Below are 18,319 nucleotides of genomic sequence, written 5' to 3' on the forward strand. Positions count from 1 at the left end.
TTGATAAAAATACAATCATGAAAAAAGTTTTAATGATGAGTATGTGCAGTGCACTACTTTTAGCTGGTTGCAATAAAACCTCACAGCAAGATCAAGTTGTATCTAAAAAACAAAAACCTACTGAACAAGAAGCTACCAAAAAAAAAGAAAGTAGCTGCACACAAATCATGACTGCAATGCAAAAAATTAATCAAAACAGCAAAATAGAAGACTTAAACCAAATTAATGAAAAACTCAAAACCTGTGTTTCATCATTAAAAAATGAGGAACAAATTAAGCTAATGAATGCTTCAACCGCCATGTATCAACGTTTCCTTAAACAAGACGATAATGAAAAAACAGCGAAAGCTTTTGAGGCATTTGGCTATGCCATTTTAGAAAAAGAACCATTAGATGCTAAAAAAACAATGAAAACCAAGAAAAAGTTATTCGATCAGCTTAGTGCTCGTGATCAATATCTGATTCAACATGAGGGCCAAGCCTATATCGAACTTCTCTATCAAGGTGAAGGCATGTTTACGTATCGACGTCAGCCAAACTATTTAGTTGATGTTTTTGCTAAAGCCCTACCCGCGGACCAAAAAGAGTTCTTAACGCGTATGGCAAAAGACAATAAAGAGATTTTCTATGACGACGGCGCTTTGGCTATCTCATGGAAAGAGCTTACTGAGCGTGCATTATTTTGGGAGAAATTTATTCAAAAATATCCAAAGAGTTATTTTATTAGCGATGTAAAATTATTATTTAATGAGTACCGATACTTTATTTTCTTTGGCTTAGATAATACGCCTGTGTCCGATGAGTTTGCTCCAAACACATGGATTGATAAAGATGCTTTACAACAAATTCAATTTTTATCTACACAAAAACAGTCGAGTTTAGCGAAACCTGCGCAAGAGTTTCTTAAATTTATTGCCACTCCAGTTGAAGAGCGAAATAAGCAATTTAACCTAGATTTAATGGATGAAAATGGACAGGAAAAATCAAACTATCAGCTTGTCCATGAACAGCTTGAGCAGTTATTAAAACTAGAGTCACCATGGAATACTCAAAGCTACCGTGACTGCCACATGGATGCAGTTTGTATAGATACAAATTGACAATGCCAGCCAACCTAAAACATGTTAGTCTTTAAATTGCTTGACGGAGCGCGAGTAATAGCTCGCTGAGATTGTGTAAATTCCGTGTTATCGCAACACAAGTTTGATCACAAGTACCGTTGAACCTGATCAGGTTAAGACCTGCGTAGGAATCAAGCCATCTAAAAACTTACAGCCTTAAATTTATCTACTAAAGATAAATCCGCCATCGTTTTTGGTCGTGCTTGATTCGTTGATGTTATTCATAAGGATCATGTGATGAACCAGTTAACGAATCTTTCTTCTGCTGAAATTTCAGCACAACATGAACAAGATGCAAAAGATTTAACCCGCATCTTGCCCGCTTCAAAAAAAGTTTATATTGAAGGCTCTCGCCCTGATATTCAGGTTCCAATGCGGGAAATTTCTTTAACAGATACCCCTACTGGACTTGGTGGTGAACATAATCCACCTGTTATGGTCTATGACACGTCAGGTGTTTATACAGATCCGAATGTTCAAATTGATTTAAACAAAGGTTTACCTTCAATTCGCCAAAACTGGATTGAAGAACGTAATGATACCGATGTACTTGATGGCTTAACTTCAAAGTTTGGTCAGGAACGTTTAAAAGACATTCGTACCGCTGACATTCGTTTTGCTCATATTCAAAACCCACGCCGCGCTAAAGCAGGTAAAAATGTCACTCAAATGCACTATGCCAAGCAAGGTATTATCACACCTGAAATGGAATATATTGCAATTCGTGAAAATCAACGCCAGCGTGAAGGTGTTGATATGCGCCAGCATGCTGGACAGAATTTTGGTGCAAAAAACTTAAAAGAAATTACACCTGAGTTTGTTCGCCAAGAAGTTGCTGAAGGTCGCGCAATTATTCCTGCCAACATTAACCATCCAGAACTTGAACCAATGATTATTGGTCGTAACTTCTTGGTTAAAATTAATGCCAACATTGGTAACTCAGCTCTTGGCTCTTCAATTGATGAAGAAGTTGCAAAAATGACTTGGGCAACTCGTTGGGGTGCTGATACGATTATGGATTTGTCGACAGGTAAGAACATCCATGAAACACGTGAATGGATTATTCGTAACTCACCTGTTCCAATCGGTACCGTGCCAATCTATCAAGCCCTTGAAAAAGTGGATGGTGTTGCAGAAGACCTAACTTGGGAAATCTTTAAAGACACACTGATTGAACAAGCAGAACAAGGTGTTGACTATTTCACGATTCACGCAGGTGTATTGCTTCGCTATGTGCCGCTTACAGCAAACCGTTTAACGGGTATTGTGTCTCGTGGTGGTTCAATCATGGCTCAGTGGTGTCTAGCACACCATGAAGAAAACTTCTTATACACACATTTCGATGAAATCTGTGAAATTATGAAAGCTTATGATGTTTCATTTAGCTTAGGTGATGGCTTACGTCCGGGTTGTATTCAAGATGCCAATGACGAAGCACAGTTCAGCGAACTTAAAACATTAGGTGAACTGACTCACCGTGCGTGGGAACATGATGTTCAAGTCATGATTGAAGGACCAGGCCATGTACCGATGCACATGATTAAAGAGAACATGGACTTGCAGTTAGAAGTATGTAAAGAAGCGCCATTCTATACGCTTGGGCCATTAACAACTGACATCGCACCGGGTTATGACCACATTACTTCTGCAATTGGCGCAGCTATGATTGGTTGGTACGGTACAGCAATGCTTTGTTATGTGACGCCAAAAGAGCATTTGGGCTTACCAAACAAAAAAGATGTTAAAGACGGAATTATTACCTACAAGCTTGCGGCACATGCTGCTGACCTTGCTAAAGGACATCCGGGTGCTCAAGTTCGCGATAATGCCTTGTCAAAAGCTCGTTTTGAATTCCGTTGGGATGATCAGTTCAACTTAAGTTTAGACCCTGACACAGCACGTAGCATGCATGATGAAACCTTACCAAAAGAGGCTCATAAATCTGCTCACTTTTGTTCAATGTGTGGTCCGAAATTCTGTTCAATGAAAATCACCCAGAATGTACGTGACTATGCCAACAATCTCACCAATAACGATTCAGAGGTTGAAGAAGGCCTCAAAGCGATGAAAGAGGTTTATCAAGAGCAAGGTCAAAAACTGTATCACAAAGTGTAAATATTCAAAAAAAACACTTGCCTAGACATGATTCTCGGTTAGGATGAAATAAATAGATTTCGTCCTGATCGAATCATGAGTATTGTCGAGCGTCCAAGTTATACATCTAAAGATGTCGAAGTAACATCACGTGAATCTCTGTTCCGTGGTTTTATTCAAGTTGAAAAAGTTAGCCTTCGACATCGTCTATTTAATCAGTCTGAATATACTCCTGTATTGCAGCGCGAACTTGTACATCGGCCTGAAGCGGCTGGTGTTCTTCTCTACAATGACCAAAAACAACAGTTTGCACTGATTGAACAGTTTCGTGTGGGTGCTTTAGGTGATTCACAATCACCATGGCAGCTTGAAGTTATTGCTGGGGTATTAGATGGCAATGAATCACCAGAAAACTGTATTCGACGTGAAAGCCTTGAAGAATCAGGTTGTGAAGTTCAGGATTTAGAACATCTATTTAGTTTTTACCCATCAGCAGGCGCATGTTCCGAGCTATTTCACCTGTATGTTGCCGAAACCAATTTACCCGATGAAGGCGGTATTTTTGGGGTAGATGATGAGGGTGAAAATATTCAGCTACATTTGTTTAGTTATAGTGAAATTCAAACACTACTCGACAGCGGACGTTTAAGAAATGCCCCTGTTATTATGGCATTGCAATGGCTGGCTCAACACAGCAAAACGATAATAAATCCGAAGAGGTAGGACGGTGACTTTTCAAGTCTCAACACTTTCACAAAAAAATCATGTCATCATACAAATTACCGATACACATTTATTGGAGTATCCACAGCTAGAATTTGTCGGGATGAATCCTGAAGAAAGTTTCCATGCCATTATCAAACAGATATTAAAGCAACATCCTGAAGCAGACGCGATTATTCATACTGGAGACCTCGCACAAGCACCGACACCGCTTACCTACAAGCGTTATATAAACTTTATGCAAACCTTGGGTTTACCTTTTTTTCATACGCTAGGTAACCATGACAATGTGGACCACTTTCCATTGCATAACGAAAATCATCAGGAACCTGTGGTTGTAGGTTTAGGCAACTGGCGCATCATTATGCTCAACAGTGCCGTAAAAGGAAAAATAGATGGTCATTTGTCTTCAGAACAATTAAAAAATCTAGCGAACTTGCTTGAACAATTCGCAGATCACCCAGTTTTGCTGGCTTGTCATCATCATCCATTTGCCATGAAATCAAAATGGATTGATCATCATAAGCTTCAAAACTCAAATGCCCTTCTAGATACGTTAAGCCCGTTTAAAAATGTAAAGGCATTGGTCTGCGGACATGTCCATCAAGACTCTCTTAATATTTGGCAAGGTATCGAGTTTTTCTCCACACCTTCAACTAGTGTGCAATTTAAACCGTTTAGTAAAGATTTTGCGCTCGACCAAAATGCACCGGGTTATCGTTACATTCGTCTGAATAATGACGGCACTTTTGAAACAAAAGTATTTCGACTTGAAAATTTTAAAACCCTTATAAATACTGATATTTCAGGCTATTAAACCTATTTTTTATATGCTTATATAGAATTATGACTGGGGTAAACACGTTTTGAAAATATTTACGGGTCAGAATGACTATCATCTTGCAGGAAAAATCTATATGATGACGACCCGATGGGAAAATCCCATCGATGGTTTTCTATAAAAACACTTGCATATCACCATATTTTTTGCGTATAGATAATACGTGTATGATGAGGAATGCCCTATTATGGCGAATGACAACCACAACCAAGTTTTGGATGAACATACAGAAGTTGTAGTAGAAGGTGATAAAGCTTCTGCAAAACGTGCACGTAAAGTGAAACCTAAAACTTCTGACATAGGCACAACTGCAAGTTTATTTGGTATTGCACCTTATCAACCTAAGAAAAATGAAGAGTACATGTCTGAAGGACAGCTCGAGCATTTCCGACAAATTCTGCAAGCATGGAAAGCTGAATTAATGTCTGAAGTTGATCGTACTTTAAATACGATGCAAGACGAATCAACTGCACTGCCAGATGTAAACGACCGTGCTACCCAAGAAGAAGAATTTGCAATTGAATTACGTACACGCGACCGTGAACGTAAATTAATTCGTAAAATTGAACAATCTATGGAAGCGATTAAAAACGAAGACTACGGTTTCTGTGAAACTTGTGGTATCGAAATCGGTTTACGTCGCTTAGAAGCACGTCCAACTGCAACGTTATGTATTGACTGCAAAACTTTGGCAGAAATTAAAGAGAAGCAAAATAACGGTTAATATGACCGCTGTAGCTACTCAAGAAAAGCCCAGCTTTTCGTACTCAGGTCGGTTTGCGCCCTCGCCAACCGGCCCTTTACATTTCGGATCACTAATTACTGCTGTTGCCAGTTATTGTGATGCCAGAGCTCATCAAGGGCGATGGTTCGTTCGTGTTGAAGACACCGACATTCCACGTATCTATCCCGGTAGTGAAGACCATATACTTGCATCAATTGAAGCTTTTCAGTTCGATCCCGATGCCGAGATTATCTTTCAAAAAGACCGCCTAGACATTTATGAAAGCGTATTAGACCAGCTTAAAAAAGAAGGTCTGGTTTATGCTTGTCAGTGTACCCGTAAAATGCTCGGTTCAAATGCAATCTATGCAGGCACTTGCCGTGATTTACATCTCGACTTTCAAGATCAAGCAATTCGGGTAAAAGTTCAAGATCAGCAAATTTGTTTCGATGACCGCCTACAAGGATACCATTGCTCTAATCTGCAATATGACCTTGGAGACTTTGTTCTTAAACGGCGCGATGGCATTATTAACTATCAACTTGCTGTAGTTGTAGATGATTATCTACAAGGCATTACTCACGTTGTTCGTGGTGCAGACCTCTTAGATAATACCGAACGTCAAATCTGGCTAGGTCAACTGCTCGGTTATCCTAACCTCAGCTATATGCATCTTCCTTTAGCTATGAATGACCAAGGGCAAAAACTTTCTAAACAAAACCTTGCTCATGCGCTTGATTTAACCAAGGCACCTCAATTACTACAACAAGCTATACAAGCACTAGGCCAACCAAAGGTTGATTTAGATCGCCCTGAAGTGATGCTCAAGCAAGCTTTAGCGCAGTGGAATGTAGATTTAATTCCTCATAAACAAGAGCTCAGCGGAACATATTTATAAATAAAAAAGCCCGATTTGATATCGGGCTTTTTTATAACGATTGAAATGATTTAGAAATTTGATTCTTCTCTTTCAGGATTCACTTCTTGAGTTGATGCATCAATCTTTAAGATCAAACTAATCATGGCTGCACACATCATTAAAGACGTACCACCATAACTAATAAATGGCAGAGTCAAACCTTTGGTTGGCATTAAGCCCATATTCATACCCGCATTTACCAAAATCTGGAGTAAGAAAATAATACTAATGCCATAAGCTAAATAGCCCGCGCGAAGATAATGATGTTTCAAAGCACGGTGACCAATTTTGATACAACAAGCCAACATCAAGAAAGACAAGCCAATGACAATCGAAATACCAAAGAAGCCAAACTCTTCACCTAACACGGCCAACATAAAGTCAGTATGTGCTTCAGGTAAATAAGATAGTTTTTGAACACTATGTCCCAAACCTGTTCCAAACCATTCACCACGACCAAATGCCATGAGTGCGTTTGATAACTGATAACCCACACCTAATGGGTCTGCCCATGGGTCAGTAAATGAAATCAAACGTTGAAAACGGTAAGGCTCAAATAAGATTAAGAACACAATACCGGTGACAATCGCACCTAGCATGATTAAGAACTGTGTTGGTGGTGCACCAGCTAAAAAGAATACCCCAACCATCATCATGACAATAACGATCGTTGCCCCCAAGTCAGGCTCAGCAATAATCAAACCAACCGTAATTGCCATCACACCACTTAGACGTAGCAAGCCTTTCCAGTGCGTACGAACCTCTTTAGCACGGCGTACCACATAGTCTGCTGTAAAGATTGCCATCATGACTTTAGCAACCTCTGTAGGCTGCAAGGTAAAACCACCGATTTTAATCCAACGAGTAGAACCATTGACTTCCGAACCTACCGCCAGAGCAGCAAGTAACAGCACCATGGTTAATAACCACAGCGGGAAAGTGTTTTTAAACCATGTATTCAGTGAGATTCGGTAAGTCAAATACGCCACTACCCCAGCAACCGCAATAGAAATTGCATGGCGGATGACATAGTGAAACGGGTTCTCATGCATATATTCAGCATAAGGCATGGAAGCAGACGCAACCATCACCGATCCGATACATAACAATGCAACGACACAGAAAATCAGAACATTACGTGGTGTCACTTCCGCTGGCCATTTAGGCAATATCCGTTCATACCACTGATTGATTTTCTGGATTGTGGTCTGAGCTAAGCCTGCCATACTACATTCCTAATCATAATACTTCTTTAAACCAACGAATTGACGCAGGCAACAAACTGCTGACCACGGTCATTATAACTTTTAAACATATCAAAACTTGCACACGCTGGTGATAGCAACACCACGTCTTCAGCATGCGTTTCACGTTGACACAGCTCTACAGCTTCTTTAAGCGTTGCTGCATGTAAAATTTTAGTTGCACCTTGAATAGACTGCTCAATGACTGGAGCATCTTCACCAATCAATACCACAACTTTGGCATACTTTTCGATAGAAGAACGTAACGGAGCAAAGTCTTGGCCTTTACCTTGCCCACCCAAAATTAGGGCTACCTTACCTTTCTTCACTTCAATCGCAGCACCTAAACCATCAATTGCTGCAAGTGTAGCGCCAACATTGGTTCCTTTAGAGTCATTGTAATAACGTACATCATGCACGGTTTTTACATACTCACAGCGATGCTCTAAGCCTTTAAAATGTTTTAAAGTTTCAAGCATAGACTCCATAGGTAGGCCAATTGCTTCACCTAATGCTAAACACGCTAAAGCATTGGCTACGTTATGCATACCTTGAATATATAAGTCTGAGCTTTTAATTAAACGCTGCAAGCCACGAGCAAGCCAAAGTGTCCCGTCAGCATCTCTTAAAACGCCATACTGGTTTAAGTCAGGTGCATTTAGTCCAAAGCTTTGCATAGGGGTTGTATCAGGTACAAGAGGACGGCTTAAAGCATCATCACGGTTAAATACAACTTTCTTGGTACCTTGGAAAATACGGTGTTTTGCCTTGTGATAACCCAACATGTTTCCGTGACGATCCAAGTGATCTTCACTCATGTTAAGGACTACAGCGACCTCAGCATTTAAGTGAGATGTGGTTTCTAACTGGAAGCTTGATAACTCAAGTACCAATAACTCTGGTTGATCTTTTAATAAATCTAGAGCTGGACGACCAAGATTGCCACCAACAGCAACTTTCTTACCTGCATCTTTGGCCATTAAGCCCATTAGAGTAGTAACAGTACTCTTCGCATTAGAGCCTGTAATCGCGACAATCGGCACATCTGTTGCACGGCGAAGTAGCTGAATATCACCTACTACAGAAATACCTTGAGCAATGGCTGCCTGAATCTCTGGTAATTGTGGTGCAAGGCCCGGGCTTAAAATAATTTCTTCTGCTTGTAATAATAATTCTTGATCAAGCTGACCAAAACTGGTCTTTACTTCTGCAGGAATTTGATCATGGCCGGGAGGTGTGGGACGAGAGTCTGTTACTGCAACTTGGTAGCCTTGTTCATGCAGGAAATTTACAGCAGAAACACCTGATATACCCAAGCCTGCTACAACTTTTAACCCACCACGTTGTATTAACATTTTTGCCCCACAATTTATCAATCGACAGAATGGCAAAAATGTTAGCACTTTGCTGTTTTGAATACTTTTTCAGTTTGACTTTTATTCTACTTTTTTTGTGTCAGTGCGTAAAAAAGCCATCATTCGATGGCTTTTTATACAGAAAAATTAGCGCCACTTCACCGTTTGCACAGGAGCGGACTTTTGTGCAGGGGCATCATCCGTAGAACAGCCACAATTGCCGCCACAACCAGCAGCCTGTTTAGGCTTCAGCCATGCCGCCAAACGCTGCCAGCCCAACTTTTGACACTGGGTTGATAGCACACGAAATACTGAAGCGGACGTTTGAGGAAATACCTTTTTAAAGACAACAATGGCACTCCACAACACCAATACAGCAACAATAAGGTAATCAAACATAAGCGCCTCCTATTAACCCCAAATGCGTGATGCAATTTGGTAGGTTAAAAATGACATGAGATAAGCCAAACCAAAGAGATAAGCCGTCATGACTGCCACATGTTTCCATGAACCTGTCTCACGGCGTACCGTTGCCAAGGTTGCTAAACAATGTGGTGCATAAACAAACCACACCAATAAAGACAAGCCTGTAGCCAATGACCAACCTGTGCCGTTTGCACTAATCAAATGAGCAAGCCCTTGTGCAACCGCATTATCATCAGCACCAGATAACGCATATACCGTACCTAATGCTGCAACCACAACTTCTCGAGCAGCCATCGCAGGAATTAATGCCACCACGATTTGCCAGTTAAAGCCAAGCGGTGCAAATAAAGGCTGAATAAAGTGCCCTGCCATACCCGCAAAACTATAATCAATTGCTGGTAGCGTTGCGCCTTCTGGCGCTTGAGGGAAAGTACACAAGAACCAAAGAATAATGGTTAATGCAACAATAATCCCACCAACACGACGTAAGAAAATCTTTGCGCGTTCCATCAGCCCAATAGCAATACTTTTTGGGTCAGGAAAACGATAACTTGGTAACTCCATTAACAGAGCATGTTGTGATTTGTCTTTACGCAAGAACTTCATCACAAAGGCAACACAAAGCGCACTTAAAATACCCGCCATGTATAAACCAAACAGCACCAGACCTTGTAAGTTAAAGATCCCTAAAACAGTTTGACTTGGAATAAATGCACCAATTAACAAGGCATAGACAGGCAAACGTGCCGAACATGTCATGAGAGGTGCAACCATGATCGTGGTAAAACGATCACGCGAATCACTGATACTTCGAGTTGCCATAATGCCGGGAATGGCACATGCAAAACTCGATAATAATGGAATGAAAGAACGGCCACTTAAGCCCGCCTTAAACATTAATTTATCGAGCAAGAACGCTGCACGCGGTAAATAACCTGATTCTTCGAGTACCAAAATAAAGAAGAAGAGAATCAAAATTTGTGGCAAGAATGCCAATACTGTGCCCGCTCCCGCCAGAACACCATCTACGACCAAACTGCGTAGCACAGGTTGATGAATAGCTCCATTTAACCATTCACCTAACCATGGAATGACACCATCTTCGATTAAAGCTTTAAACGGTTCAGCCCAAGCAAATACTGCCTGAAAGACAATAAACATCATCACTGCCAAGCTGAGTAAACCCAACACAGGATGTAAGAAAATTCGATCTAGAAAATCAGTACGTTTATCATCATGATCAACAAAATGAACCACATCTTTAAAAATCATTTCGATTTTTTGATGATGTCCACCACTTAAACCACTTAGCTCTGTATGCGGTACGGTATATTTTTCTTGGTCAAGCGCATGCAATAAGTTTTCAATGCCTGAGTTACGTACGGCAACCGTTTCAACAACTGGAACACCTAAACGCTCAGACAACTTCTGTGTATTGATTTGAATACCGCGACGACGCGCTTCATCCATCATATTCAATACAACCAGAATTGGGCGCCCTAATTCAATAATTTCAAGCACCAAACCCAAGTGCAGTTTTAAGTTTGTCGCATCAACAATACATAAAAAAGCATCTTGCTGCCCTTCTTCGGCAATTTTACCTTGGCAGACATCACGAGTAATTTCTTCATCGGGACTAGTTGCCTGCAGACTATAGGTACCCGGCAAATCTAGTACACGAACGGCACGGCCAGAAGGTAACTGAAAGTTACCGACTTTACGCTCTACGGTTACACCCGCATAGTTAGCAACTTTTTGTCGTGTTCCAGTTAGGTGGTTAAACAGCGAAGTTTTACCACAGTTTGGATTCCCAACAAGGGCAATACGTAGCGCATCACTCATGCGGGTACTCCTTCTAACTGGATCTCGATTTTTTCCGCTTCCGCCTTACGTAAAGCGAAACGAGTAAAGCCAATTTGGATTAAGATCGGATCACCACCAAAAATACCCTTGGTAATCACTTCTATTCGAGTACCTGGCACAAAGCCCAGACTTTCCAAACGAATTGCGACCAAATCTTCTTGCTCGGACGTTTGTGTCATCCGATCTACTTTGGTGATGGTAGCCGCTTGCTTCACTTTCAACGCTGATAAACGCACCGCATCCGATCCTAAAACCTTTTTTTCTAGTATACATATAAATGAGAATAATTACCAAATAAGGTTAAATTTCAATTCTCACCTACTTTAATCGACAAATCTTAAAGTTTCTTTTAAAGTACAGTGGTTTAGAGGATATTGTTTATGATAAGTAAAAAACCGCGTATTCCAAGCCCTGTTCAAATTCCTGAACATTTGAGCTTTTTACAAGGTTTTCGTGACTATTTGGTTGCTCAAACAGTGAGTCCACATACTCGTAATGCTTATTTATCTGACCTGATTCAATGTGCTGAACTTCATAAAAAAAATAGCTTGCCGAAATGGTCGAGTGATGACATTTCTGATGTCTTAATTGAACTTACCAAAATAGGAAAAAGTCCACGCTCAATCGCACGCTGCTTATCTGCCCTACGCCAGTTTTACAAATTTTTACGTGAACAAAAATTACGAAGTGATAACCCAGTAGCGACACATCACTCACCCAAAATTGGCCGAGCTTTACCCAAAGATTTATCAGAAGAAGATGTAGAAGCACTTATTCAAGCGCCTGACATTACAACAGCTTTGGGGTTACGTGACCGAGCGATGTTTGAAGTGCTTTATGCATGTGGTTTACGCGTTTCTGAGCTAATCAACCTACGCTTGGAGCTAATCAATTTAAAACAAGGCTATTTACGTATTACGGGTAAAGGCAATAAAGAACGTTTGGTACCGTTAGGCCAATATGCTTGTGATTGGGTAGAGCGCTACTTAAGTGATGCACGCCCTCAACTTTATAAAAGCTCGACTGACTATTTATTTTTAACTCAACATGGCGGAATCATGAGCCGTCAGAATTTTTGGTATGCGATTAAACGTTACGCCTTGCAAGCCAATATTCAAGCTGAACTATCGCCTCATACCTTACGCCACGCCTTTGCAACACATTTGCTCAATCACGGTGCTGACTTACGCGTAGTACAAATGTTATTGGGTCATAGCGACTTATCTACCACCCAAATCTATACCCATGTGGCACAAGTGAGAATGCAACAATTACATGAAAAACATCATCCTAGAGGATAAAAGTTTTTAAGCGAATGATTTGAAATTCATCAAACAATCGTTTGATTTCGTTCACAAAGGTTAAGAAAGTTTTAACAATACACACTAGATTTTTTGTTATGCTTAGCAGCTTCTGACTATAAATACTGATGAAATAAGGGTTATCTATGTCTTTTACCCGATCTCAACTTTTTCTTGCCTGTGCTTTGGCTTCTAGCTTGCTGTTCAGTGCTTGTTCTAAAGAAAACAAACCACAAAAAGAAGATGCGCTCACAGCGACTGCACCTGCTACTGGGGAAGCGTCAACCATCATTGAACGTAATGCTAAACAGCGTTTAATTGAAACTTTGCAAAAACAATTTAAGAATGCAAATATCAACGCCAAAATTTTAGATATCAAGCCGACAGAAGTTCCTAATTTATATTGGGTAAATCTCGAAGGAATGACATCAATTTATACAACCAGTGATGGTAAATACCTGATTCAGGGTGATGTCATTCGTTTAGGTGGCAAAGAGCTGCATAATATTGGTGATAACCTGCAAGCTTCAGAAAATAAAAAGCATCTTGCTGCTTTAAAAAATGAAGATTTGATTGTTTACCCAGCTAAGGGTGGTAAAGCTAAACATGTAATTTATGTGTTTACCGATGCAAGTTGTCCTTATTGCCACAAACTACATGAGCATTTAGCCGAGATTAATGAGAAAGGCATTGAGGTTCGTTACATTGCGTGGCCGCGCGGCGAACAATTTATGCCAACGATGGAAGCCGTTTGGTGTAGTGCAGACCGTAAAGCTGCATTTAATCAAGCTGTACAAGGCATTAGTATTCCACCTGCTCAATGCAAAAACCCTGTTCGCGAACAATATCAACTTGGTTTAAACATGGGTGTGAATGGTACTCCAGCCATCTACAACGTTGACGGACAATATCTCGGTGGCTACTTAACACCAGATGAGTTAGTTAAACGTCTGGATAAATAATATTCTCAATTTTGATGAATAGTTCACCAGTTATCTTGTACACAAAGCGCTGCTCTTATTGCAGCGCTTTGTTTTTTCAATAAATAGTTCTTTACATGCCAGTGTTTAAAGACTGATCTACTCTGCTTTTCCGAACATCGCACTCTAATTGATTGAACAGGCACGAAAAGCGCTAGAGTCTGGCGTTTTTTTTAGCTATGATCTAGCTTCAACTAAATGATTAAATGATGATATGGAGTGTGACGTGAAACCAGTTCGCCTGGCAATACTCGGTTTAGGAACCGTAGGTGGAGGAGCCCTTAAACTACTACAAGAAAATGCCGCTGAAATTAAACGTCGCACCGGTCGAGAAATTCAAATTACCCACGTTGGAACACGCCGCCCTCGTCCAGATCTTGAATTGGAAGGGATTAAACAAAGCGCGGACTTACTTGACATCGTTCGTCAACCAGACGTTGATGTGGTTGTAGAAGTGATGGGTGGGATCCACCCTGCTTACGAAGTCATCATGGAAGCGATTAAACACGGCAAACAAGTCGTGACTGCAAATAAAGCCTTACTCGCTGAACATGGAAATGAATTATTTAAAGCAGCTGAAGACAATGCCGTGCAAATTGCTTATGAAGCAGCAGTAGCTGGCGGTATTCCAATTATTAAAGTGATTCGTGAAGGCCTTGCTGCAAACCATATTGAATGGTTAGCAGGCATTATTAATGGTACAGGTAACTTTATTCTGACTGAAATGCGTGAGAAAGGTCGTGCATTTGATAATGTATTAAAAGAAGCTCAAGAACTCGGTTATGCAGAAGCAGACCCAACTTTTGACGTTGAAGGTATTGATGCTGCGCACAAGCTTACAATTTTAGCGTCTTGTGCGTTTGGTATCCCTCTTCAGTTCGATAAAGTCTATACCGAAGGTATCAGCAAAATCACTGCACAAGATGTGAAATATGCTGAAGAGCTTGGTTTCCGCATCAAGCATTTAGGTATTGCACGCCGTGCTGAAAAAGGGATTGAGCTACGTGTTCACCCAACACTTATTCCAGATGAGCAGCTTATTGCCAATGTGAACGGTGTTAAAAATGCTGTATTAGTTCAAGCAAATGCAGTAGGTCCAACGCTTTATTACGGCGCTGGTGCTGGTGCTGGCCCAACAGCTTCCGCTGTTGTTGCCGACGTGATTGATATTGTTCGTGACATCTCTTATACCGAAGATGGCGCAGGAACAATTCCTCAGCTGGCTTTTGAAGCATTAACAAATGTGCCAATTTTAAGCCGCGAAGAAATGACTACAGGTTATTACATCCGCTTAAATGCTGAAGATCAGACTGGTGTACTTGCTGATGTAACGACCATCTTAAGCCGTGCTGGAATCAGTATTGATGCCATCATGCAACAATCCCGCTTAAAAGACCTTATTCCAATCGTGATTTTGACCGATCCAATCGTTGAATCAAAAATGGATGACGCTCTTGCGCAAATTCAAGCATTACCTGCTATTCGTGGCGAAATCGTAAGAATTCGTTTAGAATCGCTCGATAGTTAATCAGGTTGAGGGAAAGATTCCCTCTCCCGCTTCACCTCTAATTGGAACACCATCATGTCTAATGCCAATCGTTATACTGGTCTTGTAGATCGTTATCGTGACCGTTTGCCAGTTTCGGCAACTACTCGTGCTATCTCTTTGGGTGAGGGCAACACCCCACTCATTAAACTTGAGAATATTCCACGTATTATTGGCAAAGATGTTGAAATTTATGTGAAATATGAGGGTTTAAACCCAACTGGTTCATTTAAAGACCGTGGTATGACCATGGCTGTAACCAAAGCGGTTGAAGAAGGCTCTAAAGCGATTATCTGTGCATCTACTGGTAACACTTCTGCTGCTGCTGCTGCATACGCTGCTCGCGCTGGTATCAAAGCATTTGTTTTGATTCCGGAAGGCAAAATTGCGATGGGTAAAATGGCGCAAGCGATGATGTATGGTGCGATCACTATGCAAATTCGTGGTAACTTCGATGATGGTATGCGTCTAGTAAAAGAAGTGGCTGATCAAGCTCCTGTAACGATTGTAAACTCAATCAACCCTTACCGTTTGCAAGGTCAAAAAACCATTGCTTATGAAATCGTTGAAGCATTAGGCCGTGCGCCTGATTATCATTGCTTGCCAGTAGGTAACGCAGGTAACATCACCGCTCACTGGATGGGTTATACAGAAGCTGTAGCAAACCAACCTGCTGATCAGTTCGAACAAGTTGTTTACGATGCTGCGACTGATCAATTCACTGGCCCTAAACCAGAAGGCTTACCAACAATGGTAGGTTACCAAGCTTCTGGCGCAGCTCCATTCTTACGTGGTGCTCCTGTTGAAAGCCCTGAAACTGTTGCAACTGCAATTCGTATTGGTAATCCACAAAGCTGGAACCATGCAAAAGCTGTGGTACGTGACTCTAAAGGCTGGTTTGATGAACTTCAAGACAGTGAGATTTTAGAAGCTCAACGCTTACTTTCTATGTATGAAGGTGTATTTGTTGAACCAGCATCTGCTGCTTCTATCGGCGGTGCAATCCGTGACATTAAAGCGGGTAAAATTGCTGAAGGTTCTGTCATCGTATGTACAGTAACTGGTAATGGCTTGAAAGATCCTGACACTGCAATCAAACAATGTGCTGATGCAGTGATGTTGTCAATTGATGCAACAATGGACCAAGTAAAAGATTCGATTTTATCTAATATGTAAGATCTGAGTTTTTATAAGAAACGGCTGTTTAATACGGCCGTTTTTTATGTCTTTTTTATATCCATAAAAAAACGCTTCTTGATAGAAGCGTTTTTTAAATATTGAACTTAAATACGTTTTGGCAAATTACTCAACCAACCCAATAAGTTAGTTGCATCGTTATTACGTGCCTGTGTACTTGGCTCACCAAGCAATACAATCACTGCTGGACGTGAGTTTACAGTCGTATGCATCACGACACAGCGACCGGCTTCATTGATATAACCAGTTTTTGACAAGTTGATATTCCAACCACCATTACGCACTAGCGCATTAGTATTGTTAGATTTCAACACGCGATAACCCAAGTTAAAATCATAAGTCGGTGTAGTTGAGAATTGACGGATCAAGCCATACTGAGATGCTGTACTCGCCAAAATTCCTAAATCACGTGCAGAAGAGACATTGCGTGGGTCTAAACCAGTCGATTCATAATAATGAGTTGCACTCATACCCAAAGAACGTGCTTTAGCATTCATCGCTGCTACGAATGCAGGACGACCACCCGGATAAGTACGCGCTAAAGCTGCTGCCGCTGGGTTTTCAGATTTCATTAAAGCAAACAGAAGAACTTCTGCACGGTTCATCTTGTCGCCAACACGTAAGGTTGAGCTTGAGTTTTTACCATTTGCACCAGCAAAATCAATTTGCTCAAGTGTAATTTCTTCTGACATGTTTAAACGCGCATCTGCCGTTACAACTGCTGTCATTAATTTGGTAATAGACGCAATCGGTACCGATGCATTGGTATTTTTACTATAAAGAACCTCACCTGTTTGCGCATCCATGACAAGTGCAGCACGTGCACTTACACTCGGCTGGGCATTAAAACCCCCAGTATCGCGAATTGGAGCAACTCTAGGTGTAGAACTAATAACTTTCGGTGCATTACTGCCACGCAAAGTTGTAGTTACAGATGTTGAACCTTGCGGAGTTGGTTCATCATCTTCATCATTTAAAAGTTGACTAGCATCCGCTGCCGACCAATTTAAACTTGCAGTACCAGTACTCCCTGAGGACGGGTTATTGACGAGTTCTGCAAAGCTTGTTGAACTCAAACTAAGCAAAATAGACATGCTTAGCACATGCATTAAAGACTTTTTAGAATTTTTCACGGCACAATACTCGACTCAGGGTGACACACATTTGCGCTTAATATCATTATGCCTTACATTTGAGATATAAGGTATAAAGGTTTACCGACACAATTGTGCACAACTATTCGCTCACTATAGAAGAATAGGATTGCTAATTTTGTCATTCCATTGCAAGCTTATTTTGCTTTATGTAACAAAAAACTTGTTTTTTGAAAGAAAGGAGGTCTTCTTGATTACAGTTTTAGTTGTCGATGACCATGAACTGGTACGTACGGGTATTTGCCGTATGTTAGAAGATCATGCAGATGTTGAGGTAATTGGACAAGCCGAATCTGGGGAAGAAGCAATTGCTATCGTTCGCCAACAACATCCGCAAGTCGTACTACTTGATGTCAACATGCCGGGCATCGGTGGCGTAGAAACAACTCGTCGTTTATTACAAACAGCTCCAGAGACTAAAGTCATTGCTGTGAGCGGCCTTGCCGAAGAACCCTACCCGTCTTTATTGCTAAAAGCCGGTGCAAAAGGTTATATCACCAAGGGTGCACCAATTGCCGAGATGGTTCGTGCAATTAATAAAGTGATGCAAGGTGGTAAATATTTTAGTGCTGATATTGCCGAACAACTAGCAAGCTCATATTTATCCGACACCCAACAATCCCCTTTTGATTCGTTATCGGAACGTGAAATGCAAGTTGCCATGATGGTTGTCAACTGTATTAGCGCACAAGAAATTGCCGATAAACTTTTTGTGAGCGTGAAAACTGTAAATACTTACCGTTATCGTATTTTTGAAAAGTTAGCAATTGATAGCGATGTAAAACTTACACATCTTGCGATTCGCTACGGTCTGATTAAACCATAATCAGG

At 40.9% G+C, this 18,319-nt stretch carries 17 protein-coding genes and 1 riboswitch; of the genes, 11 read left to right on the forward strand and 6 right to left on the reverse strand.

The annotated features are described in order from the left end of the window. Positions 1-17 precede the first annotated feature (17 nt). From I8T81_RS17470 to gluQRS, 6 genes are all read left to right on the forward strand, one after another. Positions 18-1,100 (forward strand): hypothetical protein, encoded by a 1,083-nt coding sequence (locus tag I8T81_RS17470; protein WP_198071739.1) that lies wholly within the window; start codon positions 18-20, stop codon positions 1,098-1,100. A 34-nt stretch (positions 1,101-1,134) separates the two neighbouring features. Next, a riboswitch (TPP riboswitch) is annotated at positions 1,135-1,269 on the forward strand. Positions 1,270-1,358: 89 nt separating this feature from the next. Then, complete coding sequence (gene thiC / locus I8T81_RS17475; protein ID WP_198071740.1) at positions 1,359-3,236, forward strand: phosphomethylpyrimidine synthase ThiC; 1,878 nt, start codon at positions 1,359-1,361, stop codon at positions 3,234-3,236. Positions 3,237-3,311: 75 nt separating this feature from the next. Next, positions 3,312-3,938 carry an NUDIX domain-containing protein gene (locus tag I8T81_RS17480; protein ID WP_025465070.1) on the forward strand — a complete coding sequence of 209 codons (627 nt, stop codon included), beginning with the start codon at positions 3,312-3,314 and terminating at the stop codon, positions 3,936-3,938. A gap of 4 nt (positions 3,939-3,942) precedes the next feature. After that, positions 3,943-4,755: a 3',5'-cyclic-AMP phosphodiesterase gene (gene cpdA, locus I8T81_RS17485; protein ID WP_019457015.1), complete on the forward strand. Its 813-nt coding sequence runs from the start codon at positions 3,943-3,945 to the stop codon at positions 4,753-4,755. 211 nt (positions 4,756-4,966) lie between these two features. Then, positions 4,967-5,503, forward strand: coding sequence for an RNA polymerase-binding protein DksA (dksA, locus tag I8T81_RS17490; RefSeq protein WP_002121205.1), 537 nt, complete (start codon positions 4,967-4,969; stop codon positions 5,501-5,503). 1 nt (position 5,504) lies between these two features. Then, the gene (gene gluQRS, locus I8T81_RS17495) at positions 5,505-6,401 is read left to right on the forward strand and encodes a tRNA glutamyl-Q(34) synthetase GluQRS (protein ID WP_198071741.1); all 897 of its coding nucleotides are present in this window, start codon (positions 5,505-5,507) and stop codon (positions 6,399-6,401) included. Between the two features lie 50 nt (positions 6,402-6,451). Here gluQRS and ftsW read toward each other — a convergent pair whose 3' ends face one another. The 5 genes from ftsW to I8T81_RS17520 all read right to left on the reverse strand — a co-directional run bounded on the left by ftsW (position 6,452) and on the right by I8T81_RS17520 (position 11,546). Next, positions 6,452-7,648, reverse strand: a complete 1,197-nt coding sequence (gene ftsW / locus I8T81_RS17500; protein ID WP_004699234.1) for a putative lipid II flippase FtsW — start codon at positions 7,646-7,648, stop codon at positions 6,452-6,454. 26 nt (positions 7,649-7,674) lie between these two features. Continuing rightward, positions 7,675-9,021 carry a UDP-N-acetylmuramoyl-L-alanine--D-glutamate ligase gene (murD, locus tag I8T81_RS17505; RefSeq protein ID WP_004699236.1) on the reverse strand — a complete coding sequence of 449 codons (1,347 nt, stop codon included), beginning with the start codon at positions 9,019-9,021 and terminating at the stop codon, positions 7,675-7,677. A gap of 147 nt (positions 9,022-9,168) precedes the next feature. Continuing rightward, positions 9,169-9,420, reverse strand: a complete 252-nt coding sequence (locus I8T81_RS17510) for a DUF6587 family protein (protein ID WP_019457012.1) — start codon at positions 9,418-9,420, stop codon at positions 9,169-9,171. Between the two features lie 12 nt (positions 9,421-9,432). Then, on the reverse strand, positions 9,433-11,289 hold the full coding sequence (gene feoB / locus I8T81_RS17515; protein WP_019457011.1) for a ferrous iron transporter B: 1,857 nt from the start codon (positions 11,287-11,289) through the stop codon (positions 9,433-9,435). Then, entirely contained in the window at positions 11,286-11,546 is a 261-nt protein-coding gene (locus tag I8T81_RS17520) for a FeoA family protein (protein WP_039254224.1), read from the reverse strand. The genes feoB and I8T81_RS17520 overlap by 4 nt, the downstream gene beginning before the upstream one ends. Positions 11,547-11,690: 144 nt before the next feature. On the opposite strand from I8T81_RS17520, the gene xerD reads away from it, so the two are divergent. The 4 genes from xerD to thrC all read left to right on the forward strand — a co-directional run bounded on the left by xerD (position 11,691) and on the right by thrC (position 16,313). Beyond that, positions 11,691-12,611, forward strand: coding sequence for a site-specific tyrosine recombinase XerD (xerD, locus tag I8T81_RS17525; RefSeq protein WP_039254226.1), 921 nt, complete (start codon positions 11,691-11,693; stop codon positions 12,609-12,611). Positions 12,612-12,757: 146 nt separating this feature from the next. Beyond that, positions 12,758-13,573, forward strand: coding sequence for a DsbC family protein (locus tag I8T81_RS17530; RefSeq protein WP_198071742.1), 816 nt, complete (start codon positions 12,758-12,760; stop codon positions 13,571-13,573). Between the two features lie 244 nt (positions 13,574-13,817). Continuing rightward, positions 13,818-15,119, forward strand: coding sequence for a homoserine dehydrogenase (locus I8T81_RS17535; RefSeq protein WP_198071743.1), 1,302 nt, complete (start codon positions 13,818-13,820; stop codon positions 15,117-15,119). 54 nt (positions 15,120-15,173) lie between these two features. Continuing rightward, on the forward strand, positions 15,174-16,313 hold the full coding sequence (gene thrC, locus I8T81_RS17540) for a threonine synthase (RefSeq protein WP_019457006.1): 1,140 nt from the start codon (positions 15,174-15,176) through the stop codon (positions 16,311-16,313). A gap of 107 nt (positions 16,314-16,420) precedes the next feature. On the opposite strand, the gene pbpG is transcribed toward thrC, so the two are convergent. After that, positions 16,421-17,467: a D-alanyl-D-alanine endopeptidase PBP7/8 gene (pbpG, locus tag I8T81_RS17545; protein ID WP_134263468.1), complete on the reverse strand. Its 1,047-nt coding sequence runs from the start codon at positions 17,465-17,467 to the stop codon at positions 16,421-16,423. 211 nt (positions 17,468-17,678) lie between these two features. Between pbpG and gacA the strand changes: the two genes are divergently transcribed. Further along, positions 17,679-18,314: a response regulator transcription factor GacA gene (gacA, locus tag I8T81_RS17550; RefSeq protein WP_019457005.1), complete on the forward strand. Its 636-nt coding sequence runs from the start codon at positions 17,679-17,681 to the stop codon at positions 18,312-18,314. The last annotated feature ends 5 nt before the right edge of the window (positions 18,315-18,319 follow it).

Origin of the sequence: Acinetobacter seifertii (genome assembly GCF_016064815.1) — a bacterium.
Lineage (GTDB): Bacteria > Pseudomonadota > Gammaproteobacteria > Pseudomonadales > Moraxellaceae > Acinetobacter > Acinetobacter seifertii.

Bases quoted from the DNA above. Each gene is read 5' to 3' on its own strand.
- ftsW (WP_004699234.1), bottom strand. From the start codon at position 7,648: ATGGCAGGCTTAGCTCAGACCACAATCCAGAAAATCAATCAGTGGTAT.
- I8T81_RS17480 (WP_025465070.1), top strand. From the start codon at position 3,312: ATGAGTATTGTCGAGCGTCCAAGTTATACATCTAAAGATGTCGAAGTA.
- dksA (WP_002121205.1), top strand. From the start codon at position 4,967: ATGGCGAATGACAACCACAACCAAGTTTTGGATGAACATACAGAAGTT.
- thiC (WP_198071740.1), top strand. From the start codon at position 1,359: ATGAACCAGTTAACGAATCTTTCTTCTGCTGAAATTTCAGCACAACAT.
- I8T81_RS17530 (WP_198071742.1), top strand. From the start codon at position 12,758: ATGTCTTTTACCCGATCTCAACTTTTTCTTGCCTGTGCTTTGGCTTCT.
- I8T81_RS17470 (WP_198071739.1), top strand. From the start codon at position 18: ATGAAAAAAGTTTTAATGATGAGTATGTGCAGTGCACTACTTTTAGCT.
- feoB (WP_019457011.1), bottom strand. From the start codon at position 11,289: ATGAGTGATGCGCTACGTATTGCCCTTGTTGGGAATCCAAACTGTGGT.
- gluQRS (WP_198071741.1), top strand. From the start codon at position 5,505: ATGACCGCTGTAGCTACTCAAGAAAAGCCCAGCTTTTCGTACTCAGGT.
- xerD (WP_039254226.1), top strand. From the start codon at position 11,691: ATGATAAGTAAAAAACCGCGTATTCCAAGCCCTGTTCAAATTCCTGAA.
- murD (WP_004699236.1), bottom strand. From the start codon at position 9,021: ATGTTAATACAACGTGGTGGGTTAAAAGTTGTAGCAGGCTTGGGTATA.
- thrC (WP_019457006.1), top strand. From the start codon at position 15,174: ATGTCTAATGCCAATCGTTATACTGGTCTTGTAGATCGTTATCGTGAC.
- I8T81_RS17510 (WP_019457012.1), bottom strand. From the start codon at position 9,420: ATGTTTGATTACCTTATTGTTGCTGTATTGGTGTTGTGGAGTGCCATT.